Origin of the sequence: Exiguobacterium sp. N5, assembly GCF_025842465.1 — a bacterium.
Classification (GTDB): Bacteria; Bacillota; Bacilli; order Exiguobacteriales; family Exiguobacteriaceae; genus Exiguobacterium; species Exiguobacterium profundum.
On record NZ_JAPAEP010000001.1, the window covers coordinates 231520 to 255319 of the forward strand.

The 23800-nt window shown below is 50.8% G+C and carries 28 protein-coding genes and 1 other annotated feature; of the genes, 24 read left to right on the forward strand and 4 right to left on the reverse strand.

The annotated features are described in order from the left end of the window. The first annotated feature begins 5 nt into the window (after positions 1–5). The 21 genes from OKS35_RS01195 to OKS35_RS01295 all read left to right on the forward strand — a co-directional run bounded on the left by OKS35_RS01195 (position 6) and on the right by OKS35_RS01295 (position 17087). The gene (locus OKS35_RS01195; RefSeq protein WP_159561979.1) at positions 6–1223 is read left to right on the forward strand and encodes a type II secretion system F family protein; all 1218 of its coding nucleotides are present in this window, start codon (positions 6–8) and stop codon (positions 1221–1223) included. A gap of 141 nt (positions 1224–1364) precedes the next feature. Continuing rightward, entirely contained in the window at positions 1365–1829 is a 465-nt protein-coding gene (locus OKS35_RS01200) for a prepilin-type N-terminal cleavage/methylation domain-containing protein (protein WP_214813720.1), read from the forward strand. 90 nt (positions 1830–1919) lie between these two features. Then, the gene (locus tag OKS35_RS01205; RefSeq protein ID WP_211781475.1) at positions 1920–2672 is read left to right on the forward strand and encodes a prepilin peptidase; all 753 of its coding nucleotides are present in this window, start codon (positions 1920–1922) and stop codon (positions 2670–2672) included. A 12-nt stretch (positions 2673–2684) separates the two neighbouring features. Continuing rightward, complete coding sequence (gene pilM, locus OKS35_RS01210) at positions 2685–4256, forward strand: pilus assembly protein PilM (RefSeq protein ID WP_264092340.1); 1572 nt, start codon at positions 2685–2687, stop codon at positions 4254–4256. Next, a complete protein-coding gene (locus OKS35_RS01215; RefSeq protein ID WP_264092341.1) occupies positions 4253–4960 on the forward strand; it encodes a hypothetical protein in 708 nt (235 codons plus the stop codon). Before pilM ends, OKS35_RS01215 begins: the two co-directional genes overlap by 4 nt. Positions 4961–5100: 140 nt before the next feature. Further along, positions 5101–5685 (forward strand): Maf family protein, encoded by a 585-nt coding sequence (locus OKS35_RS01220; RefSeq protein ID WP_078146555.1) that lies wholly within the window; start codon positions 5101–5103, stop codon positions 5683–5685. 20 nt (positions 5686–5705) lie between these two features. Next, a complete protein-coding gene (gene radC / locus OKS35_RS01225; protein WP_215244106.1) occupies positions 5706–6335 on the forward strand; it encodes a RadC family protein in 630 nt (209 codons plus the stop codon). 316 nt (positions 6336–6651) lie between these two features. After that, positions 6652–6849 carry a hypothetical protein gene (locus OKS35_RS01230; RefSeq protein WP_264092342.1) on the forward strand — a complete coding sequence of 66 codons (198 nt, stop codon included), beginning with the start codon at positions 6652–6654 and terminating at the stop codon, positions 6847–6849. 57 nt (positions 6850–6906) lie between these two features. Next, positions 6907–7347: a hypothetical protein gene (locus tag OKS35_RS01235; RefSeq protein WP_264092343.1), complete on the forward strand. Its 441-nt coding sequence runs from the start codon at positions 6907–6909 to the stop codon at positions 7345–7347. A 198-nt stretch (positions 7348–7545) separates the two neighbouring features. Next, entirely contained in the window at positions 7546–8583 is a 1038-nt protein-coding gene (locus OKS35_RS01240) for a rod shape-determining protein (RefSeq protein ID WP_074037493.1), read from the forward strand. A gap of 13 nt (positions 8584–8596) precedes the next feature. Continuing rightward, positions 8597–9487, forward strand: a complete 891-nt coding sequence (gene mreC, locus OKS35_RS01245) for a rod shape-determining protein MreC (protein ID WP_047795500.1) — start codon at positions 8597–8599, stop codon at positions 9485–9487. 1 nt (position 9488) lies between these two features. After that, positions 9489–9983 (forward strand): rod shape-determining protein MreD, encoded by a 495-nt coding sequence (gene mreD, locus OKS35_RS01250; protein ID WP_049759982.1) that lies wholly within the window; start codon positions 9489–9491, stop codon positions 9981–9983. A 5-nt stretch (positions 9984–9988) separates the two neighbouring features. Next, positions 9989–10657 (forward strand): septum site-determining protein MinC, encoded by a 669-nt coding sequence (locus tag OKS35_RS01255; protein WP_264092344.1) that lies wholly within the window; start codon positions 9989–9991, stop codon positions 10655–10657. Between the two features lie 5 nt (positions 10658–10662). Beyond that, positions 10663–11520 carry a septum site-determining protein MinD gene (gene minD, locus OKS35_RS01260; RefSeq protein ID WP_015881151.1) on the forward strand — a complete coding sequence of 286 codons (858 nt, stop codon included), beginning with the start codon at positions 10663–10665 and terminating at the stop codon, positions 11518–11520. Positions 11521–11563: 43 nt separating this feature from the next. Continuing rightward, complete coding sequence (locus tag OKS35_RS01265) at positions 11564–12889, forward strand: ribonuclease E/G (protein WP_264092345.1); 1326 nt, start codon at positions 11564–11566, stop codon at positions 12887–12889. A 55-nt stretch (positions 12890–12944) separates the two neighbouring features. Beyond that, positions 12945–13018: a sequence feature (ribosomal protein L21 leader region), on the forward strand. 15 nt (positions 13019–13033) lie between these two features. Then, on the forward strand, positions 13034–13342 hold the full coding sequence (gene rplU / locus OKS35_RS01270; protein WP_015881153.1) for a 50S ribosomal protein L21: 309 nt from the start codon (positions 13034–13036) through the stop codon (positions 13340–13342). A 3-nt stretch (positions 13343–13345) separates the two neighbouring features. Then, complete coding sequence (locus OKS35_RS01275; RefSeq protein WP_078146561.1) at positions 13346–13681, forward strand: ribosomal-processing cysteine protease Prp; 336 nt, start codon at positions 13346–13348, stop codon at positions 13679–13681. A 12-nt stretch (positions 13682–13693) separates the two neighbouring features. After that, positions 13694–13975 (forward strand): 50S ribosomal protein L27, encoded by a 282-nt coding sequence (gene rpmA / locus OKS35_RS01280; protein ID WP_015881155.1) that lies wholly within the window; start codon positions 13694–13696, stop codon positions 13973–13975. Between the two features lie 66 nt (positions 13976–14041). Then, on the forward strand, positions 14042–14482 hold the full coding sequence (locus OKS35_RS01285) for a Spo0B domain-containing protein (protein ID WP_074037487.1): 441 nt from the start codon (positions 14042–14044) through the stop codon (positions 14480–14482). Next, positions 14483–15772, forward strand: coding sequence for a GTPase ObgE (gene obgE / locus OKS35_RS01290; protein WP_015881157.1), 1290 nt, complete (start codon positions 14483–14485; stop codon positions 15770–15772). It begins immediately after the preceding gene. A gap of 49 nt (positions 15773–15821) precedes the next feature. Then, positions 15822–17087 carry a hemolysin family protein gene (locus OKS35_RS01295; protein ID WP_255344459.1) on the forward strand — a complete coding sequence of 422 codons (1266 nt, stop codon included), beginning with the start codon at positions 15822–15824 and terminating at the stop codon, positions 17085–17087. Positions 17088–17130: 43 nt separating this feature from the next. On the opposite strand, the gene OKS35_RS01300 is transcribed toward OKS35_RS01295, so the two are convergent. From OKS35_RS01300 to OKS35_RS01315, 4 genes are all read right to left on the reverse strand, one after another. Then, complete coding sequence (locus OKS35_RS01300; RefSeq protein WP_264092346.1) at positions 17131–17904, reverse strand: NUDIX domain-containing protein; 774 nt, start codon at positions 17902–17904, stop codon at positions 17131–17133. 118 nt (positions 17905–18022) lie between these two features. Next, entirely contained in the window at positions 18023–18601 is a 579-nt protein-coding gene (locus OKS35_RS01305) for a DedA family protein (RefSeq protein WP_264092347.1), read from the reverse strand. A gap of 107 nt (positions 18602–18708) precedes the next feature. After that, positions 18709–19248 (reverse strand): transcription repressor NadR, encoded by a 540-nt coding sequence (locus tag OKS35_RS01310; protein WP_264092348.1) that lies wholly within the window; start codon positions 19246–19248, stop codon positions 18709–18711. Continuing rightward, positions 19226–20356 carry a cysteine desulfurase family protein gene (locus OKS35_RS01315; RefSeq protein ID WP_214691132.1) on the reverse strand — a complete coding sequence of 377 codons (1131 nt, stop codon included), beginning with the start codon at positions 20354–20356 and terminating at the stop codon, positions 19226–19228. Before OKS35_RS01315 ends, OKS35_RS01310 begins: the two co-directional genes overlap by 23 nt. A gap of 95 nt (positions 20357–20451) precedes the next feature. On the opposite strand from OKS35_RS01315, the gene OKS35_RS01320 reads away from it, so the two are divergent. From OKS35_RS01320 to nadA, 3 genes are read left to right on the forward strand one after another with little or no spacing between them, the layout of a single operon-like run. Then, positions 20452–21885, forward strand: a complete 1434-nt coding sequence (locus OKS35_RS01320; RefSeq protein ID WP_264092349.1) for an L-aspartate oxidase — start codon at positions 20452–20454, stop codon at positions 21883–21885. Next, positions 21839–22708, forward strand: coding sequence for a carboxylating nicotinate-nucleotide diphosphorylase (nadC, locus tag OKS35_RS01325; RefSeq protein ID WP_264092350.1), 870 nt, complete (start codon positions 21839–21841; stop codon positions 22706–22708). Before OKS35_RS01320 ends, nadC begins: the two co-directional genes overlap by 47 nt. Beyond that, a complete protein-coding gene (gene nadA, locus OKS35_RS01330; RefSeq protein WP_214782670.1) occupies positions 22671–23750 on the forward strand; it encodes a quinolinate synthase NadA in 1080 nt (359 codons plus the stop codon). The genes nadC and nadA overlap by 38 nt, the downstream gene beginning before the upstream one ends. Positions 23751–23800 lie beyond the last annotated feature (50 nt).

The window sequence follows — 23800 nt, forward strand, 5'->3', positions numbered from 1 at the left end:
GAGTGATGGCGATATTTCAGTATGAAGGAAAGCTCCTGAACGGGAAGCGTAAGAAAGGTCGCGTCACGGCCGTCTCGCTTCGGGAAGCGAAAGAAAAGTTGCGTCAAGAATCTATTCTCGTAACGGACTTGGCCGAGCTCGAATCGACTGGACTGAACAAAGAGGTCAACTTGCTGCCAGAACGAGTCAAAATCGAACACTTGATTATGTACGTCCGTCAGTTCGCGACGCTCATCCGGGCGGGTGTCCCGATTGTTCGTGCGACTTCAATCTTACGGGTACAGACCGAGTCGAACGTATTGAAGAAAGCACTGAGTCAAGTCGAGGATGATTTGAAGGAAGGGATTGCCTATTCCGAGGCGATCAAAAAACATCCACGCGTCTTTTCGAACTTCTTTAGTTCGATGGCACTTGCCGGGGAGACGAGCGGGAACTTGGAGGAGGCGCTCGATCAAATCGGGCTCCAACTTCAAAAACAATATGATGTGAAGCGGAAGGTCATTTCTGCCCTCACGTATCCGTTGGTCGTCTCCATCGTCGCCATCGGCGTTGTCGCCTTTTTAATGGTGAACGTCGTCCCGACGTTTGCGAGCATCTTTGGTCAACTCGGCGGTGAGCTTCCGCTCATCACGCGCATTGTAGTCGCGGTCTCCGATTTCATCGCGGCCTTCTGGTGGTTGTTACTCGGACTCGCGATTCTTGGAGTTCTCACCTTCACCTGGATGTTGAAGCGGGACCGGGAACGGTTCGTCATCGATGGCTTGCTATTGAAGATGCCGATTTTCGGAACGATTGTGATGAAATCTCAGATTGCATTGCTAACGCGAAGTTTAGCGGTCCTTCTACAAGCGGCCGTCCCGATTTTGACGGCGATTGAAATCACCGAACGTATCGTATCGAACCGCGTCATCCGGAAAGGACTGACGGAGGCACGTGACATGATGGCGCAAGGGGTCCCGCTTCACGAGCCGCTCATGCGAAATGCGAACTTCCCGGCACTCATGACTCAGATGATCGCCGTCGGGGAAGAGAGCGGTGATTTGGATTCGATGTTGAACGAAGTCGCTGAGTTTTATGAGACGGAGGTCGAGACGACAACCGACCGTTTGAAGTCGATTATCGAGCCGCTTCTCATCGTCGTATTGGCAAGTGTCGTCGGGGTCATCGTCATCTCGATCGTCGTACCGATGTTCCAAATCTATGGTGATATTCAGAATCAGTAAAGCAATATGCAAGCTTTTGAAAATATACCTTTTCAATACTATATTTAGAAGGTATAGTAAAATTGTTCTACTTCTATATTAGGTCTAAAGTAATTTATCTAGTTTACACACAGCACATTACGTAAAAGGGGAGAATGAATTATGGTAGAGAAGTTGAAAATGATTTGGCAAGATGCCAAACAGTTAAAAGATGAGCGTGGGCTCACACTTGTCGAGTTACTCGTCGTCGTCGTTATTTTAGGAATTATCGCAGCCATCGCAGTCGTTGCGATTGGTGGAATCATCGAGAACTCGAAGAAAGATGCAATGGTTGCCGATGCGAAGCAAATGGTCAGTGCGGCGAAGTTGTATGTTGCTTCGAATGATGTTGCTACAGGAACTGCAATTCGTTTCGTTGGAGCTAAAGCTGGTACAGAAGTATTAGCTGACAATATGATTGATACGATGAAGGATCCGTTCGGTACGAACTATAATAACGGCGTTGTTTATGTTACAAAAACAGGTACTAAATACACATATAGCGTATGGTTGGATGGAGCAAAAGACATCGGAACTTCTGCTGCACCTGACGATGCGAGTGGTTTAAACAAGGACTCTGTCGACTAATTTAGTTCTCACTCCGGCTGGCGCTGGGCACTCGCTCAGCCTAGCCGGTTTTCTATTTTTGGCATATACTGACAAAAGGAGGATCCTTCCTTGATTGAATCGATTGGATTCCTATATAGCATCGTCCTCGGGGCGGTCATCACATCGTTCACCAACGTCGTCGGGCTCCGCGTGCCACGTCAGCAATCGATCGTAACGCCGCGGTCACATTGTCCGTCTTGCGGTCACGAATTGTCACCGTGGGAACTCATCCCGATTTTTGGCTATCTCGCCTTAAGAGGCAGATGTCATGGGTGTGGCGAGCGGATCGCGCCGACGTATCCGATCTTTGAGTTACTTGGAGCCATTGGATATGGTTATAGCTTTTCACTCTACGGATTCAGTGTGATGACGCTACTCGCGTTCGCTTTCTTGTCGACCTTACTCGCTTTGGCGATGTCTGATTTATCGACGATGCTCGTGCCGAATGTCATCTTGCAATTCACGGCACCGGTATTACTCCTCCTCACCTATCTGACAGGGGCATCTTGGTGGACGCCACTTGTGGGGGCGTTGCTCGGATTTTCGCTCCTAGCGACCGTCTTTTTCGTGTCAAAAGGGGGACTTGGGGCAGGGGACGTCAAATTGTTTACTATGATTGGTCTTGTGCTCGGTCCGCGTGACGTGCTGGTCGCCTTGTTTCTATCGAGTTTGATTGGGGCAATTGTCGGGATCGGGTTGATGATCACAAAAAAAATCGGGCGAAAGCAACCGATTCCGTTCGTCCCGTCGATTGCGCTCGGGACGATGTTGACGTTTTGGTTTAGTGAAAGTTTTTTTGATTGGTATTTTGAGTTGATGTAGGGGGAAACGATCATGAGTCGTGGGATAGAGAAAGGGACGGTCACGTATTTTTCGTTTGATGCGCTCAGCATCCACGGGGCCGTCATCAAACAAGGGGTATTCAAACGAAGCGCCTCGGTTCAGTTAGCAAAAGATGCGTATGGAGAAGGGAAGATTCTCGATGAGACGGCGTTCAGTCTCGCTTTCGATGAACTCTGTCGCAAGTTGAAAGTGCGACGCGGGATGACGTGTGCGGTGGCATTGGACGAGACCGAAGTGTTGTCACGGAAAGTCGAGATTCCTTCTTCGATTCCGAAGGACGAGATTCGTGGCTATCTCTTCATGGAAATCGGGAGTTCGATCATCTTGCCGTTCGATGACGTGTCGTTCGACTACGAAGTGTTAGGAGAAGACGGGGTCAAGACGGACGTTATGTTGCATGCCGTTTCGATTGAATTGACGAAGTCGCTCCGTGCGTACATGAAAAAGCGTGGTCTAGCGTTGAAGAAGATCACGCCACGTTCTGTCGCGGTCGCCAATGGGGTCATACGTTTATCGGAGATTGATCCGCTTCAATCGACATTACTCTGGCATATCACGCCGTTTTCACATCAATTGCTCGTCCTTGAGGAAGGGCAGATCCGTTTCATCCGCTCGATTGAACTGGACCTCCCGTACCAAGTCGGGACGAAAGATGGTGTCGTGACCTATACATATGATGGGACAGATGAGATGAAGGCTAATCAGTTGGATGACTGGTTGAACGAACTCGCTCGCTTCCTCGATTTCTATCGTTACTCGCTGCGGACGGATGGTCGGGCCATCGATGAGTTATACGTCTCTGGAACTGTTCCGGAAGTCGATGATCTCGTCCGTATGATTCAGGCTGAGTCCCTCGTCTCGGTGACGCGTGTCGAGCAACCGCTCGCCATCGCTCACGGGACACCTCTATCGCATCAAATGTTGCCACTCCTTGGGATGGCGACGCTTCAGCGCGATCGTGACACGAACTTCATCAATTCGACGGACGTGACACTCCGTTGGCCGATCGTGACAGGTCTCGTCGCCCTTCTTCTCGGAGGAGGGGCGGCCGGATACTTGTACTATGAGGTCGACCAACTAAAAGCAGAACAGACGCGAATCGAAGAAGAGTTACAGCTCGTTCAAATTTACCAAACCGAACAAGTGAATTCGAAAGCGCAACAAGTGCTCTCGCTCGACCAAACCGTGACGGCGTTGACCGACATGGAAAAGGATGCGGTCCCAGCACTGCGCGCGTTGACTGAGCAGTTGCCGCCTACTGGCTACGTCTTGACGTATAACTACGCGGATGGCTCCATCATGAGCGTCCGAACTCAATTCGAGACGTTAGAAGACTTGAACGCATTCCAGCGCTCGCTCATGACCGATGAGCGGTTCCTCGACGTCAAACTCCTCGGTGTGACGACGGAGTTGAAAGCGGATGTGGATGCAGAGGAAGAGGAAAACTCACGTGAAGAAGAGCCCCTCCCACGCTATATCGGAGAGTTTACGTTCATGTTCCAAGACGTGGAAGACGAGTTGACAGAGGAAGAGGACACGGATGAGGAGGTGGTGAGTCAATGAAACGTTCGACAATCTACGCGTTATTTGCGATTTGCCTCCTTGCCGCAATCATCGCACCGGCTTACTTTGGCTATACGTATTACGTCAAACAAGGAGAGGTCGAAGCGCTTGAACGCGACCTCTCGCTCGAACAAACAAAACTGGAGTTATTGCGCCAAGAAGGAAAAGCCGTTGATGTAGCGGACTCTCAGACGCTTCAGACACGGGTTCCAACAGTTCCTGCCCTCGACACGGTCGTTGAGGCGTTGTCGCAGGCAAGTCTTCTTGCGGGTGTCAATGTGACAAGTATCGCATTTGCGGATGGCGTTGTGGCTGAGTCAGAAGTGCCGGAAACGGTCGAGCCGTTCAATCCGGCTGATGTGAGTGCGACGAATGAACCGGCTGAACCAACGGACGTTACACCTGTCAACGCTTCTACGGTCCGTTCAACGGTCAACTTGCAAGCAGAGACGTATGAAGCGCTCGTCTCCTTCTTGGAGTCGATCGAGTCGATGAATCGGATTCACGTGTTACGGACGGTTCAATTTACCGGACCTGCCGAGACGGGACCGAATACGGTCGAAGAAGTGCAGTCGCTCGAGTTTACAGTCGAGCTTGATGCCTTCTATCGTCCGGACCTCGACCAACTCGTTCCAGACCGATACATTCCGGAACCGGCGTTTGAGCAAAAGGATATCCCGGTATACGACTATACGACACCATAAGTCGGCACGTCCCTTCGCAATTGAAGGGGCGTGTTTTTCGTCGCGGGTAATTGTGTTTAGGAGGCACGTTGCCTACAATCAACAGTGAAGACCGAAACGGGAAGAAACGCCGTTTTGGTAGAAGAGAAGGAGTCGATACAATGAATTCAACACAGAAGCGTGTCATTCTCGCCTCGATGTCACCGCGACGTACCGAGCTATTAACGAAAGCAGGAATCAAACATGAGGTCATCCCATCTACCGTGACGGAAGGGACGGACGGTCGGGAGACACCGAGTGATTACGTCGCTCGTCTGGCCCGGGAGAAAGCGATGGACGTGGCAAGGCATCACCGTGATGCCATCGTCATCGGCGCGGACACGGTCGTCGTCTTGAACGGCATCATTTTAGAGAAACCGACAGACCGGGAGGATGCGAAACGGATGCTTGAACGATTATCCGGTTCGACCCATGAAGTGCTGACGGGTGTGAGCATCATCGGTAAGTCCCAAGATTTGTTCGTCACGACGACGCGTGTGACGTTCGCTGAGATTCCTGAAACCTGGCTAGCGGATTATTTGGATTCGACAGAGCCCTACGATAAGGCGGGTGCGTATGGGATTCAAGGATCGGGTGGTCTCTTCGTCGAAGGAATCGAAGGGGATTTTTATAATGTCGTTGGATTGCCGATCCATCCGCTCGTCAAGACGCTCGACCGGCATGGGGTGACGCCTCGCTTCCTGTGAACTTGAAAGTAGGTGAAGGAATGACCATGGTGCTTGACCGTAGTGTAGAGACCGCCATCGCCAGATTGCTTCAAATCGGAGGACGGGGACCAGACCCGATGGAGACGGCTCGTCGTATCTCGGACGTCTACCCGACGTTACGGGCGCTGTCACAAGCGTCCGTTCACGATTTATGTAAAATCGAAGGGATGACGAAGAAGAAGGCGGAGCAACTCCTCGCCGCGTTCACAATCGGGATTCGATACGTCGAGGAACCGAAAGCGAGTATGCCGACGATTCGTTCGCCGCAAGACGCCTATGAGTTGTTGCGGGATGAATTGAGACTGTTGAATCAGGAGCATTTCGTCTGTTTGTATTTGAATACGAAGAACCAACTGATCGCTCGGAAGACGCTTTTCGTCGGAGGGCTCAACTCCTCGATCGTGCACCCGCGCGATGTTTTTCGTGAGGCGCTCAAGCTGTCGGCGGCGTGCTTTATCGCCGTGCACAATCATCCGAGTGGGGACGCGACCCCGAGTCGGGAGGACATCGAGGTGTCCGAGCGATTGGTCGAAGTAGGCAATATCGTCGGCATCGCCTGTCTCGACCACGTCATCATTGGGGAAGACCATTACGTCAGCATGAAGCAGCGGGGATATATGAATGGGTAAGAAGTAGAGAGCAGGCATCATGATGTCTGCTTTTTTGGATTTCGTTCACATTTTCATAGGAGTCTAGAATACAATGAATAGAAAAAACTGATGGACTAAGGTGATACATGTTCTTCTTTGTTCTCGTCCGTGTAAGATTCTAGAGCTATGGAGCCGTTCGATACTCGGTAGTAGTAATAGGTGTTGGGGTCATTCATTAATTTGACACTTTAACCCCATTAAATTTTGGATATAGTTGGAAAAAGGTAAATGGAGATGTAGAATTTGAAGAGAGTAGAAATAATGATGCATGAGTTTGTACATAGGAGGTTACCGAATGTCGCGTATGACAATATGGAATGTGGTTGGTTGGGTGTTTCTCATTTTCTTAGGAGTTATTAAAGCTTTTTTTGATGAGCAATTGTCCTTGATCACGACTGGGTTAGGCGGATTAATTTGTTTGATTTTAGCTCTTTGCATGATTTTTCACGAAGGAAAAGAGAAATCACAACATTCGAATGAATTGTCTGAATGAAGATAGTTTTCTCTAATCGAATCTAGATGTTGATTAGAAAACAAATGAGGTGTTTTTATGGAAAAAATAATTTGGATCCTGATGGTCGGATTATCGCTTTTTGTGAGTTACATACATCTAGAACCAACCATCTTCTCTATCGTTGTGTTCATCCTGTTTTTATTTGTGAGCACAGCGCTATTTATGCGGTTCGATCAGGACCACTGGCTCGACCGCGTCTCACCGCTCGTTGGTGTCGGCGTAGGGATTCTATCGCTCATCGCTTATCTCGGTATGATCGTGCTCTCTTTCAATGAACTCAATCAACTCGGCATCTGGACGGTACTCGTCCGTCTCCTGCTCATGTATATCGGGATCTACCTTTTCGTCGTGACGACATCGAGCTTTTTGGCAGGAGCGACCCGACTCAAGCCATCCCGCTTCTTTCGACCGGTGTTGATTTTCTCGGTATTCTTTTACGGAGCGATGTTACTGCTTCCGCTCCAACCGGGATTGTAACCGTTCTCTCCTTAGGCAGACGCTCACTTGCGTCTGCTTTTTTGATTTGCCTTTTTGCCGAAAAGAAGGCAAACTAATAGACGGTGAGACAGGACTGAGATGCGGTTATTGTAAATAACCTGTAATCGAATGAACGTTTTCAAACATGATTTTTCCGTTATAATAAAAAATAGTGTAATGAAGAGAGGAGCAACACCTATGTTTCGTAGTTTTAACCGAGAAATCGGAATCGACCTTGGAACGGCTAACACGCTCGTTTATGTAAAGGGTCAAGGAATTGTTGTTCGTGAACCGTCCGTCGTGGCGTTCCGCACAGATACAGGTAGAATTGAGGCCGTTGGTAACCAGGCCAAAGATATGATTGGACGTACTCCGGGGAACGTCTCTGCACGTCGTCCGATGAAAGACGGCGTCATCGCTGACTTCGAAACGACAGCGACGATGATCAAATACTTCATGGAGCAAGCTCAAAAATCAAAAGGCGGTTTGTTCTCATCGAAGACGAACGTCATGATTTGTGTCCCAAGCGGTATCACGTCTGTTGAAAAACGTGCCGTGGAAGACGCTGCGAAACAAGCAGGCGCTCGTGAAGCATACACAATCGAAGAACCGTTCGCAGCAGCAATCGGTGCAGGCCTCCCAGTTTGGGAACCGACTGGCTCGATGGTCGTCGATATCGGTGGCGGTACGACCGAAGTCGCAGTGATCTCACTCGGCGGCATCGTGACAAGCCAATCGATTCGTGTCGGTGGTGACGAAATGGATGATGCCATTATTCGTTACATCAAGAACAAGTACAACCTCATGATCGGGGAGCGTACATCTGAGACGCTCAAAATGGAAGTCGGTTCGGCGCGCATCGATGCATCGAACGAAGCGGAGAAGATGGAAATCCGTGGTCGCGACCTCGTAACAGGACTTCCAAAACAAATCGAAGTCACGTCTGCAGAAGTGTGTGAAGCTCTTTCTGATACAGTCGAAGCGATTTTAGCAGGGGTCAAGCAAACGCTTGAGCAAACTCCTCCAGAACTTGCGGCTGACGTTATGGACCGCGGAATCGTCTTGACTGGCGGCGGCGCCCTCCTCAAAAACTTGGACGACGTGATCTCAGACGAGACACACATCCCGACACTCGTTGCGGATGAGCCACTCGACTGCGTAGCGGTCGGGACTGGAAAATCTCTTGAAATGATGGACGTCCTCCGTTCGAAATCAGGCATCTCGTCACGTCGATGAGAGGTGAGACACGATGAGCCGATTCGTACGTAATAAAAAGCTCATCATCACGCTAATTGTACTGATCTTGTTTTTCGTCATTTTAGGTGTTTCGATTCGAGGACGATCGGAATCAGCCTGGTACCAAGATGTCACGCGTGATGTGGTCGGCACGTTCCAGCGAGTGTTCGCGGTACCAATCGGGTGGATGGACTCAACGGTCTCGTCCATCTCAGATGTCCGCGATATCTACGAAGAGAACCGCCAGCTGAAAGAACATTTGGCGAAGTACGCCGAGGTATCGGTTGAAGCGGATGATTTGCGCCGTGAGAATGAGGAGCTTCGAAAGATGGTCGAAGCAAGAGACGAGTCGTTACGTGACTTCGACCTCATTCCGGCGGAGGTCATCGGTCGGACACCGAACGATTGGCAACGCTACGTCACCATCAACGTCGGTTCAGAACGCGGCGTTGAAAAGGGCATGGCCGTGACCGCAGCGAGTGGGATGGTCGGTCGTGTCATTCAGACGAGTGCCTATACGTCGCAAGTTCAACTGCTCAGCGACAACAACCGGACGAACAACGTCTCGGCTGTGGTCAAAGATGCGGACGGCAAACCGACGTATGGGACGGTAGACGGATTCGACACGGAGACGAATGAATTGTTCTTCACGAAAGTATCGAATAGCGTCAAGCTGAAAGAAGGAGAAATCGTATCGACGTCCGGACTCGGTGGACGTTATCCGGCTGGACTCGTCATCGGTACGATCGAATCGATCGAGACGGATGAATATGGCGTCTCACAAGTCGCCCGGATTAAACCGGAGGCCGACTTCAATGAGTTCTCACAAATGTACGTGATTGATCGGACACTAGACGAACCGTTTTTAACGGGTCCCGAGGAAGGAGGAGCAGCGGGTGAGTAACATGAAAGTGTTCATCGCCCTGTTCCTCCTTTTTCTTATTGAAGGAACATGGGCATCGATTTTTTCTTGGCACTACGCCACGCCGTTTCTTTTGTTGACGCTGATCGGGTTGATGTTTGTCAGTCTGTACGGTCGATGGGAGACGGCACTCGGGTTTGGGCTTGTCTTCGGACTGCTGTATGATATCGTCTACACCGACCTGATTGGAATCTATGTATTTACTTTTTCACTCATTCCTCTCTTAGCCAGCTTCGTGTTAAAATATATAGGTGAGAACTTCTTCTCCGTCACCATTACGTTCACGTTTATGATTCTCGTTTTCACCTTTGCGATTTACGGGATCATGGCGGCGATTGGTGGGACGTTGATGACGATTCAAACACTATTGGTTGAACAGATTCCAGGGACGATGCTCGTCAATGCCATCGCCATCGTGATTCTTTATTATCCGATGACGCGTTATGTGACGACACGCCCTGTTGCGAAAAGAGGGTAGCCATGATGGAGCGTAAACGACACATTACGATTAAAGGACATCGCAACGGCATTGCCATTCACTTCAATCCGAAGAGTGGCATCGACGAGGTGCTTACGGACTTAGAAGCGACATTACAAGAAATGGAGCCGCCGTCCGGAAAGATTGCCCTGAAGTTGCACGCGGGTACTCGTTATATTGACGAGGAGCTGTCACGTCAAATTCGTGAGGTCGTCGCTCGTCATGGCGTTTTTTATATTGAAGACTTGTCGAGCGATGTCATGTTGACAGAAGAAGCGAAAGCGACGTACGGCAGAAAGACATTCCACTATCACAGCGGGACGATTCGGAGTGGACAAGTCTTGACGTTTGACGGTTCGGTGCTCGTGATCGGGGATATCAATCCTGGGTCAGAGGTCCAGGCGACAGGAAGTATTTATTGTTTAGGGACGATACGAGGAAATGTACGCGCCGGTGTCGAAGGATGGGAAGAAGCGGTCATCACCGCGAGCCTGCTCCATCCGAAGTTTTTAGCAATCGGCGAACGTGTACTCACAGCCGATGACGGGGAAGAACTTCCTGAGATTGAGATGGGTTGTGCGTATCAGACGAGTGATGGGATTGAGATGACACGTCTCCGCCACGTCATGACAGGTCTGAAAGACGCATATGCAATGGAATTACAGAGAGGGTGAGTGGAATGGAGCAAGTAGTGGAGCCTGTACATACAGAAAAAGAAGTTAAAAACGGCAGAGCCATCGTCGTGACATCAGGAAAAGGGGGCGTCGGGAAGACAACGACGACCGCCAACATCGGGACGGGGCTCGCCTTGTCTGGACACTCGGTCTGTCTCGTCGATACAGATATCGGATTGCGTAACCTCGATATCATTCTCGGTCTCGACAACCGGAGCATTTATAACCTTGTCGATGTCATCACGGGTCAATGTAAGTTGAATCAGGCGCTCGTCCGCGATAAACGCTTCGAGGAGATGTATTTACTCCCGGCCGCACAGTCGAAAGACAAGACGTCAGTGAATCCTGAACAAGTGAAAGAAATCGTTGACCAGTTGAAGACGGAATATGATTTCGTCTTGATTGACTGTCCTGCTGGAATCGAGCAAGGGTTCATGAACGCGATTGCCGGTGCGGATGAGGCGATCGTCGTCACGACACCTGAAAAAGCGGCGGTTCAAGATGCAGACCGAATCATCGGGATGCTCGAGCAAGCGGAACATATCGATGCGCCTAAACTGATTGTCAACCGAGTCAAGAATCATCTCGTCGAATCGGGCGACATGCTCGACATCGATGACATCATGCGCATCCTGTCGATTGACTTACTCGGTGTCGTCATCGACGATGAGGAAGTCATCGCAGCCGCGAACCGCGGTGTCCCGGTCACGATGAATCCGGACAACTATGCCGGGCAGGCTTACCGGAACATCACGCGCCGTATTCTTGGCGAATCGGTCCCGCTCATGTCGATTCAGACGGAGACGGCACCGGTCGGCTTTTGGGCACGACTCATGATGAAATTTGGAATGAAAAAAGCGTAAAGGCAACGGAAGTTGCCTTTTTCTGTCGAAAGGAGTGATGCAGATGAAGCTAATCTACGAACGAACACCTTCCATCGAACGGGCGATGCTCGTGGACGGCGAACGATTACTTGAAGTCGAGGAACGGTTTGTCGACCAACTGTCTGTCGGGACCATCGTCGAAGCCGCAATTGAACGGATCCATCCGTCACTCGGGGCAGCCTTTTTGACGGATGGGGAGACGACATACTTTCTCCCGATCGCAGAGACGCTCCGTGCGCTCGCCTCGTATCCGGAAGTGCCCGCCATCGGGCAAGCGGCAGTCGTCGGAGAAAAGCGACTCGTCCAAGTGACAAAAGAAGGAATCAACGGCAAGCATCATAAAGTGACAGAGAACATTCGATTCGGTGGGCGATATCTTGTGTATTTCCCATTTGGACGTCGTCAACTGTTCAGCCGGAAACTCGACCTCGTCACGCAGGACCGCCTCTCAAAGGCGCTCGACTTAACGGAAGAGGAAGGGGTCTTATTTCGGACGGAAGCCGGACAAGTGGCCCCGGAAGCGTTACAGGAAGAACTGAATCGATTGCGTAACCGTTCGACCATAGTGATCGAGCAACGGTTCGGGCAAGACGAGCTACTATGCGAACAATTCGTGAGACGTCATGCAGTCGAGTCCGTGCTGTTGAATGACAAAGAAGGGCAAACGCGACTCGAACGATTGGATGTCCCGGTGAAACGTCATATCGGAAAAGGGCGGATGCCTGAAGCGAAACGTCTCGATGGAGCCATCGAGAAACTGGAGAGTCGTGCCGTCTGGTTGGATGGTGGGGCGTTCGTCTTGATCGAACAAGTCGAGACGATGACCGTCATCGACGTGAATAGTGGCAAAAATGTCGCCGTCAAAGACAAGGGGCGTGCGGCCGATACCATCAATGAAGCCGCGCTCTATTCGATCATGGAGCAGTTGCGTCTGCGAAATATCGGCGGCATGGTCATCATCGATTTCTTACGTGGTTCAAAGGAAGGGCAGACCCGTCTCCTTAAAAAGATGAAAGAACTCGGGGCGCGTGACCCACGACGTGTCGAAGTGTACGGCTTCACACGGATGGGGCTGTTCGAGCTGTCGCGGGAACGGACCGGGCGCTCGATTCAAGACCGGATGTTTCATGCCGGCAAGCCTTCAAAATTGGCCATCTTCTCAAAGTTTGAACGGTCGCTCCTTGATTTGAATGATCAATACGAAGCGGTCGTGCTCTCACTCCCTAATAAGTGGCATGACGCTTCCTGGCACGGATTTGACATTGAGGTGCACCTCGTCGAAGGGGAGCCGGAGTTCGTCTTTTATGGGACGTCCGAAGAATGTCAGAATTTCTTATCTCGTCGTTGACAATGATTAATTGAGAATGGTATTATCTATAACGTTAGTTCGTTTGGAAGCACCCAAATGGCTACAACCGCACAGAACGGGTTTTTAAAGGTTTTTGCCCTGCCCAGGATGGCGAGTCTGAGTTTAACAAGGAGGTGCACGTATATGTACGCAATCATCAAAACAGGTGGTAAGCAAATCAAAGTTGAAGCAGGTCAAGAGATCTACATCGAAAAACTCGATGCTGATGTCGAAGGTACTGTAGAATTCGGTGAGGTTCTTTTCGTTGGTGGTGACGATGTTAAAGTCGGCGCTCCACTCGTAGAAGGCGCTAAAGTTGTCGGTACTGTGGTAAAACACGGCCGCGCTAAGAAGATCACTGTCTTCAAAATGAAAGCTAAGAAAAACTACCGTCGTAAGCAAGGTCACCGTCAGCCTTACACGAAAGTTCGCATCGAGAAAATCGAAGCGTAAGCTATGATTCGGGTCAAGGTAAGACGAGACGAGGCGAATTCGATTCGCTCCGTCGAAGTGACTGGTCATGCCAATTTTGCAGAACCTGGTTCTGACTTGGTGTGCGCCGGTGTTTCAGCCATCATCTTTGGTGCCTATAACGCCGTCGAAACGCTTGCGGGTCAATCGCTTCTTGTAGAAATGGCAGATCAAACAGAGGGTGGTTACTTTTATGTCGAGACGTATCCTGACTTATCACCGCAGGATATGGAACGCACCCAACTGTTATTAGAAGGGATGCTCGTGCAGTTAGACACGATCGCCCAAAGCTACGGTGAATATATCCAAATTGAACAATAGGAGGTGGACCTCATGTTACAATTGAACCTTCAGTTCTTCGCTTCGAAAAAGGGAGTTGGTTCGACTAAAAACGGTCGTGACTCAATTTCGAAACGTCTCGGTGCAAAACGCGCTGACGGACAAACAGTTTCAGCTGGATCAATCCTTTACCGCCAACGCGGTACAAAGATTCACCCAGGTGAAAACGTTGGCCGTGGTGGCGACGACACTTTGTTTGCGAAAGTTGACGGCGTAGTACGCTATGAGCGTCTTGGTCGCGACAAGAAACAAGTGAGCGTTTACCCAGTCGCGTAAGTTGAACGACGCAGAAGACTCTAGCCACTTATTTGGTTAGAGTCTTTTTTTCTAGGAGAGGATCAAATGGATTCAGAACAGACACTCGAGCTCTTATCGACCGTCCGTCACGAATGGATGAATCGGCTTCAATTGATCTCGCTCTATGTGGCTCTCGATCCGACTAAGCTCGAGGAACTTTACGAACGCTATCGGAAACAAGCCGACGAAGAGAGTGCGCTCGTTCGTTTGAACGTGCCACAGACGAGCCTAGTCGTGATTCAAGCGAATTGGGAGGGACGGATGACGTATACGATTTCAACCGACCAACTCGCCATCGATGACGCGCGAGTGGCAGAGATGCTTGTCCGCTTGTTAGACAACACGGATGGGCCGATTCATGTGACGTTCACGGACGGACTGATGGTTCGCGTCACGGGCGCTGTCCCGGACGATGTGAAGGCATCAGCCGATGTGTACGAACAGAACGTAGATACCACTACGTTTCACATAAAGGAGGGGAAATAAATGTTTGTCGATCAGGTTAATATTTTTGTAAAAGCTGGAGACGGCGGAAAAGGGATGGTCGCTTTCCGTCGCGAGAAATACGTTCCAGACGGTGGTCCTGCAGGTGGTGACGGTGGTCACGGTGGGGACGTCATCTTTGAAGTAGAGGAAGGATTGCGGACGCTCGTTGATTTCCGCTATTCGAAGAAGTTTATCGCCCATGATGGCGAAAAAGGGATGTCAAAAGGGATGCACGGACGTAAAGCGAAACCGCTCATCGTCAAGGTCCCACCTGGCACGATCGTGTTCGATGCCGAGACGGATACCGTCATCGCAGACTTGACCGAGCACGGCCAACAAGCGACGATCGCCAAAGGCGGTCGTGGTGGTCGCGGGAACTGTCGTTTTGCGACGCCTGCCAACCCGGCTCCGGAAATCGCGGAGAACGGGGAACCAGGTCAAGAACGTGAGTTGCGTCTCGAGTTGAAACTCCTCGCAGACGTCGGTCTCGTCGGATTCCCGTCTGTCGGGAAGTCAACGCTTCTCTCTGTCGTCTCGTCGGCACGCCCGAAAATCGGTGCGTACCACTTCACGACGATCACACCGAACCTCGGTGTCGTCAAGACAGCGGACGACCGTAGTTTCGTCATGGCCGACCTTCCAGGTCTCATCGAAGGGGCGAGCCAAGGCGTTGGTCTCGGTCACCAGTTCCTTCGCCATATCGAACGGACAAAAGTTATCGTTCACATGATCGATATGAGTGGTATGGAAGGACGCGACCCGTTCGAAGACTACACGACGATCAACCGTGAGCTCGAGTCGTACAACTTACGTCTCCTCGAGCGTCCACAAGTCGTCGTGGCGAACAAAATGGATATGCCGGACGCAGCGGAACATCTTGAAGAGTTCAAGAAGAAGGTAGGGGACGATGTCAAAGTCTTCCCGATCTCAGCACTCGCTCAAGACGGTCTTCGTAACTTGTTGATTGAAGTGGCTAACTTTGTCGATACGACACCAGAATTCCCACTCGATGAGCTCGAAGAGAAGACAGCGACGCCTCGTGTCGTGTATCGTTATGAGAAGGAAGAGAAAGGCTATCAAATCCACATCGATGAATACGATCGCTTCGTGATCACGGGCCCTCGTATCGAGAAGCTCTTCAAGATGACGAACTTTGACCATGATGAGTCAATCAAACGATTTGCTCGTCAAATGCGTCAAATGGGCGTCGATGACGATCTTCGTAAGTTGGGTGCCGAGGACGGTAGTGTCGTGGCAATCCTCGACTTCGAATTCGAGTTTGTGGAATAAAAAAATTATTTGTTAAGAAGAAACGGAGTGTGAAGCTAACGTGGACCCTGTGCCCTCGTCAAGTTTAATTCTATATGTAGTTCTCGTCATGTTGTCAGCGTTTTTCTCATCAGCAGAAACGGCGCTCTCGAGTGTGAACCGGGTCCGTATGATTCGGATGGCGGAAGATGGTGACAAAGCCGCAAAACGTGTCCTCAGTCTCGTCGACCGTTTTGATGATACCCTCTCGACGATTCTCGTCGGGAACAACATCGTCAACATCGGTTCGGCGACGGTGTCGACCGCCATCGCCACATCTATTTTCAGTGGGGGAACCGGTCTTCTCGTGTCAACGTTCGCGACGACGGTCATCATCTTGATTTTCGGTGAGATTTTACCGAAATCGCTCGCGAAAGAGTTTGCGGAGAAGTATTCGCTTCTCATCAGTGGAATCCTTGTGTTCCTCGTCAAAGTCCTCAAACCGGTGACGATGATTTTCACCGGCTTGAAGAAGTTGACGCTGCGGATGATCGGGATGAAAGACAAGGAGCCATCCGTCACCGAAGAAGAGTTGAAAGTGCTCGTCGATATGGGAGAAGAGGAAGGTGTGCTCGGAGAGACGGAAGCAGAGCTCGTCCATAGCGCCTTTGCCTTCAACGATATTACGGTCGATGATGTGCTGACGCCACGAATCGATATTCTGGCCGTCGACATCGACGATTCGCTCGATGAAATCAAAGACACGATTTTCAGTGGTGGACATTCGCGTTTACCGGTCTACAAAGACTCGATCGACAACGTCATCGGTGTCTTGTCGGAACGTGACTTCTTGCGTTCGATGATGAAGGATGAAGTGACGGATGTCCGTTCGCTCATCCGACCGCTCACGTACGTGTCACCGCAGACGAAATTGATTGAACTACTTCCGATTCTCCAGCAGAAACAATCTCATATGGCTGTCGTCCTCGATGAATTCGGGGGCACGGCGGGTCTCATCACGTTAGAAGACATGCTTGAAGAACTCGTCGGCGACATCTGGGATGAGCACGACGAATCCGTCGTCTATCTCAGACGTCTCCGTGAAGGGGTCTATGAGTGTATGGCTGACATGAACGTTGATGAATTCGCGGAAGAGATGGGGATTGCAGAACCAGACGTCGATTCCAACACGATGGGCGGTTGGTTCGTTGAATTGCTCGGTGACATCCCGGAGAAAGGTGCACAAGTCACGTATCAAGACATGACGTTCACCGTTCTCCATGTGGAGAAACGCCGTGTCCGGAAACTGTTAGTGGAGACTGGACAATCTCAGCAAGAAGACATGCAAGAAGCATAAAGAACAGGGATGATTCGCACATAGCGGATCATCCCTGTTTGCGTCATACGGATTGACGTTCAATGCGCTCAATCAGTTCATATGGTCGTACTTTATAAATGGCGTAAGGCATGTAGGTCGGGTCGATCGCATCGAGGAAGCGCATCTGGAAATGCTCTCGTTTGATGTAGTCGCCGACGTTGCTTGCGTCAACTTTATAGAATCCAACTTCCTGTGTCTCGCCAGCCTGCGGTTTGAGGTCACCTGATACATAAGTGGCGCGAAAGGTGACACAGAGGACGCGGGACGACACGTTTTGATAAATCCCGGTGACCCCTTCTACTTTGATTTCCGCACCGGTTTCTTCGCGTACTTCACGATGGATGGCATCCACGATGGACTCATGTTCTTCCACTTGTCCGCCAGGCATTTCAAACGAATCGTTCCGATGCATATTTTTGACGAGGAGAACTTCGCCTGCTTCGTTCGTAATGTACGCCGTCACAGAAACGATGGTGCGGGGTGGCGTATAGTGACCGGTTGGCATCATGAATTCTTCACTCGACTTGATATACAAATCTTTGCCTAGTCGGGCCCGCTTCTTCATCGCTTCCCGTCGTAAGGCGCTGCCCCGATAGTCCCGTTCGACTTGCTCATAATGTTCACGGTCCCGGTATTCCCATAGTGCCATGACCTCGGCCTTGTCTTCGGTCACCCAGCGTCCGACGAGGCGGGCGCCATGCGACGCCTGGATCGGATAAATGTATGTATGGAAAAAGTCGGTGAATTCTTGCAGGCGTTCAGGTCGAATCGTATACGTTTTACGGCGATGGAACATGATGATTCCTCCTTTTTCGTTGTGCGGTGTCCTATATATATGACCGCGATTCGCTTACATGGTTCTTATTCGACAGATATTAGCGTTTCCCTTTCCAACAAAAAAGAATCAGCTTCAGTTAAGCTGATTCTTTTACACGTTTTGGTTGCTGACGAACATGTCGAACGACGAGGATAATCCCGACAGCAAGAGCCAAGAAAGGGATGACATCGTCCATGAAGTGGCCGATCATGCGCCAGTTGCTACCAAGCATCATCCCGACATGGATGAAAAGGAATGACCAGACGGCAAAAATCAAGGTCGTCACCAACAAAAACTTACGGAACGATAGACGCATCACCCCGGCGCTCACGGCGAATAATTGACGCCAAAACAGGCTGAGACAGACGATCCATGCACCGTATTTCTCAAACCAGCGCTCGGCCCGGAGTTGCTTGTCTTGCCGAATTCGAAAATACCGATACAGTTTGAGCGCGACGGGACGCCCACCATATCGACCGATCCAGTACAGACCGATTTGGCTGAGCGTGAAGGAGACCCACGCCAGTAGGAACGTCAGGAAGAAGGGCGCGTCATGCGAGTCGACGAGGAAGCCTCCGTATGCGAGAACGAGTTCGTTCGGGATGAATTGGACCAAGATACCGATGGGAATGCTGAAGACCCCACAGACGGCGAGTAGATGCTCGAGGACGTTCAAGACTTAGCCCTCCTTTCAAATGATTTCAGGAAAGATGTTCCATCCATCAGTATAACGGACATGACTGAAAAGAAAAAGAAGAGATGTCACATATTCGTGACGTCTCTTCAATCTAATTCGGAGACGAGAATCCCGAGGCGGTCCAATTCTTTCACCGCAGCATCGATTGCCTCTTTATGGTCTGATTCGAGCGTATGGATATGGAAGCCACCCGTCAACTGGGAGAGCGGGGAAGCCCCATGCGTCTTCACTCGCTCGAGGAAGGCGCGGACGTCGCGGCGACTCTTCACCATGAGTTGTCCCGTGATAGACCCGTATACAGGATGGTCGATGATGACGTCTTTGATGGTGACCCCTTCATCGACGATGGCGTTCATCTCCGTCTCCATCTCTTCTGCCGTATGACGACAGGCTACCTTTTTCGAATAGGTGGAGGGGGTGAGGTCTCCATGCAAGTAGACATACCCACGAGCGGTCGCGACGATTTGATGGCCTTTCGCTTTTAGCAACGATAGGTCTTGGACGATGACCTGACGACTGACGGATACATGTCTTGCCAGTTCAGATCCTGTGATTGGCTCATTGCTCGATTCAATCAATTGTAATAGTGTGCGACGGCGTTCTTCACCGACTAAACGTTTGTTCATGATGTTCGACTCTCCTTGCTAAAATGACGATGGCATCGGCGAGGGCCGATGTGTCTTCGGCGGTCGTTTGCGCGCCGAAGGAAATGCGGACGAGTCCATGACAGGCGCTCGTCTCATATCCGAGTGCTTCGAGCATGCGATTTGGTCCATTTTGACCTGCTCGACATGCCGACCCAGCCGATACTTGGAACCCGAGATCGTCGAGCTCGGTCATCCACCATTGTCCGTCGCGTTGATGGGAGACGAAGGAGAAAATGGCGGGACTTTGTTCATCAAACTCGAGCCAATGGACATGCGCTGACGTCTTCTCTTTCAAGATAGCACGAAACGCCATGAAATTTCTCTGAAAACGTGTCAATTGTTCCTGACGTTCTCCGAGTGCTTTTGCAAAGGCACTGATTCCAGGAACGTCAATCGTTCCGGGACGAATCCCGTATTGATGATGCCCCGGATAGTATGGGGGAGGAATCAGACGTTCCATGTAGAGGGCGCCGACTCCTTTCGGTCCACCTACTTTGTGAGCACTGAACGAATAGGCATCAATGCCTTCGACAGAAATCGGGATTTTCCCGAGTGCCTGGACCCCGTCCACATGGAAGAGGATTTTCTTATATTTCAAGAGGCATTGGATGTGGTGGAGCGGTAACACCCAGCCTGTGTCGGAATTGACATGCTGGAGCGTGACGAGCCCGATGTCACGGTCGAGTAGGTGTGTGAATGCATCTAAATCAAACTTTCCATCCTTCAGTTTCAACCGATGAACGATTATTCCTTCCCGTTCCCACTCTTCAAGTAAGAGGGCGACCGAATCATGTTCATGCCAAGACGTGATCACCTCTTTGCCCTTCATCCGTTTACGTAAACTTGTCAGTGCGATGTAATTGCTCTCCGATCCACTCCCAGTGAATAATAATTTTCCTCGTAACATATCAAGACCGAGCGCCTGTTTGATCAAGCGTCTTGCTTCTGTCAAATAATCTTCTGCCATATAACCTTGGGTATGGAGTGATGATGGGTTCCCATAAACGTTTTTGGCCATCGCCACGTAATGGTCTAATGCTGCATGCGTCATCGGGTGTGTAGCGGCGTAGTCGAAGTAGCGGTTCATCATGGACTCCCCTTTTCTCATGTTGTCTTCTACACAAAATTATGCGAAACTAGTTTACAAGTCAACATTACATATGAAAAACAGGTGATGTACAAGTGTCTTTACACATAGAGAAAACTGACATTTTGATTATCGGAACGGGACTTGCCGCCGTCGCAACGGCTTTGCATCTATCAAAATCATTCTCCATTCTTCTCGTCTCAAAAGGTGAGATGACAGAGAGCAACTCCGATTTGGCCCAAGGCGGGATTGCGAGCGCGTATCTTGAGAAATCGAGTACGGCCCATAAAGAAGACACAATGCTCGCTTCTAAAAACACATCGTGCGCTGAGCGCGTCGACATTCTCGTAGAAGAAGGGCGTCAAGCGATTGAAGAAATGGAACGATTCGGTGTCCGGTTCGATCATGAAGGGGGCGGTTATGCCCTCGGACGAGAAGGCGCACACCGATTGAATCGGATCTTTCATGTCGGTGGCGACGAGACGGGACGTCATGTCATGAGGAAATTGCGTCAGTCGATGCCTGATAACGTGAACGTATTGGAACGGGTGCTCGTGCACGATCTCATTACGAAAGACGGGAAAGTCGTCGGCGCGATGGCGTTTCGTGATGAAGTGCCCATTCGAATTGAAGCCGGCGCTGTCGTATTGGCGACAGGTGGCATCGGTGGGCTGATCGATTGGACTTCAAACGCGCGTACCGTGACCGGTGATGGTCTCGTTCTGGCAAATCGATGTGGGGCCAAGCTGACACATTTACAGCGGATCCAATTTCACCCCACCTTACTGGCGACCGAAACGCCTCACCTCGTGACCGAAGCGCTCCGGGGAGCCGGAGCGACGCTCGTTGATGACGAAGGGAATCACGTGATGGCGCATCATCCGCTCGGGAGTCTCGCGCCTCGAGATGACGTGGCACGGGTACTGACAGAACGGATGGGAACGGTCTATCTCGATACGACAAACGTGACACGGCTTCGTGAACGGTTTCCAAAACTTGCTTTGACATGTGACAAACTTAGGATTGATCCTCGCCGCATTCCGGTACGTCCAGGTCTCCATTTTCATATGGGTGGAATCGAAGTGGATGATATGGGACGGACAGGCGTTGACGGATTATATGCCGTCGGTGAAGTGGCGGATGCGGGCATACATGGGACGAATCGTTTAGCCTCGAACTCACTTTTAGAATGTTGGGTATTTGGAAAACGAGTCGCGCGGGCGGTGCGTTTGAATAGGGCGGCTATGGTGACGAAGGAGACGCTGGTGTACGACATCTCACCTTTGGCGTTTCAAGCGTTCCGTGCTCAAATTGGAAAATGGTTGACGATTTCACCAAGTCTTGATGAATTGAAAGGTTTCTTACAAAATACCCAAACGTTGACCATGACGAAACACGTGACAAGACAATTAAGTGAACAAACTTTACAACTCGATGCGGCGCGTCTTCTCGCGCAAAGCATCCTCGAAATGGAGCGGTATGATGAACACGATATACCTACGCGAACAGCTACGTCAGTTCTTGATTGAAGATATCGGTTATGGGGACTTATCGAGTGCGCTGATTGATGCACAGGACGAGTCGATCGCAACGATTGTTGCCAAAGAACAAGGCATTTTCTGTGGGAAGCCAATCGTAGAAGAGCTGGCAACTATGCAGCGGCTTGAATTGGTCTTTTGCCAAGAAGACGGGAGAGCGGTGACCCCTGGAGACGAGCTCGTCGTCTTGAGAGGAAAGACACGCGCAATTTTAGAGACGGAGCGTGTGCTGTTGAATGTCATCCAACATGCGAGTGGAGTCGCGACGATGACAAAGCAGTGCATCGATGCGCTAGGTGATGACTCGATACACGTGACCGATACACGGAAGACGACTCCGGGACTTCGGATGATTGAGAAGTACGCCGTACGTGTCGGTGGGGGGTACAATCACCGTCTAAGACTCGATGACGCCGTCATGATCAAAGACAATCATATCGTCGCACTGGGTGGTGTAACGAACGCGATTCAAGTCGCGCGTGAGCGTGTCGGTCATACGACCCCGATTGAAATCGAAATCGAGTCGTTCGAACATCTGATGGAGGCGGTTCAAGCCGATCCGGACATCGTGATGCTTGATAATCGGACGCCAGATGAATTGAGGGACTGGGTCCGTCATATACCGACGCACATCAAAATTGAAGTGTCTGGTGGAATCACGCTCGACACGATTGACGATTATCGAGGCATTCGCATCGATGTCATCTCGCTCGGTCAATTGACTCATTCGGTCCGCGCGCTTGATTGCAGTTTGAATTTACAAGGAGGAATGAAAGATGCAACTACTCGGAACACTTCCACCGACGTACGCTAACCTGTCAGTGGAGGAGATGGAGACTCGGATTCAGGCGGTCAAAGACCGGCTCGGGACTCGTCTCTTTTTACCAGCCCATCATTATCAAAAAGACGAGGTCGTTCAATTCGCGGACGCGACAGGAGATTCGCTCCAGCTCGCACGACTCGCAGAACAGATGAGCGAAGCCGAATTCATCGTCTTTTGTGGTGTCCACTTCATGGCAGAGACGGCAGACATGTTGACACGGGACGACCAGATCGTCGTCTTACCTGATATGCGTGCCGGCTGTTCGATGGCAGACATGGCCGATATCGATCAGACGGAGATTGCTTGGGAAGAACTGACGGAACGATTTGGAGAGGACATCATCCCGATTACATACGTCAATTCAACAGCGGCCATCAAAGCGTTCGTTGGTCGTCACGGTGGGGCGACCGTCACATCGTCGAACGCCCATGAAATCGTCCGGTGGGCGCTTGAGGCAGGTGAACGCATCTTGTTCCTTCCCGATCAGCATCTCGGGCGGAACACGGCGTTCGACCTCGGCATTCCGCTCGAGGCGATGGCTGTTTGGGATCCGCTCCGTGAAGAATTGGTCTCAGAAGGCGAAGACGATCAAGTGAAAGTCATCTTATGGAAGGGACACTGTTCTGTCCATGAGAAGTTCACGGTATCGCAAATTCAGGCGTTCCGTGACCGTGAGCCGGATCGTCGCATCATCGTCCATCCGGAGTGTACGTTTGACGTCGTCCAATTGGCAGACGAGGCGGGATCGACGTCATATATCATCGACAAGATTGATGCGAGTGCACCTGGGACGAAGTGGGCGGTCGGAACGGAGATGAACCTCGTCAACCGGTTGGCGGCAACGTACCCACATCTTGATATCGTCTCGTTGAACCCATTCATGTGTCCGTGCCTCACGATGAATCGAATCGACTTGCCACATCTTCTCTGGGCGCTCGAGTCACTCGAGACGGACCCTGTGAACGTCATTCGCGTCGATCATGAGACGACAGAGTGGTCGAAACGCGCACTTGAACGAATGCTTGCACGGTAATCGCTTCAGGACAGGTAAACGCCTGTCCTTTTTTCGTGTCGCCCATTATG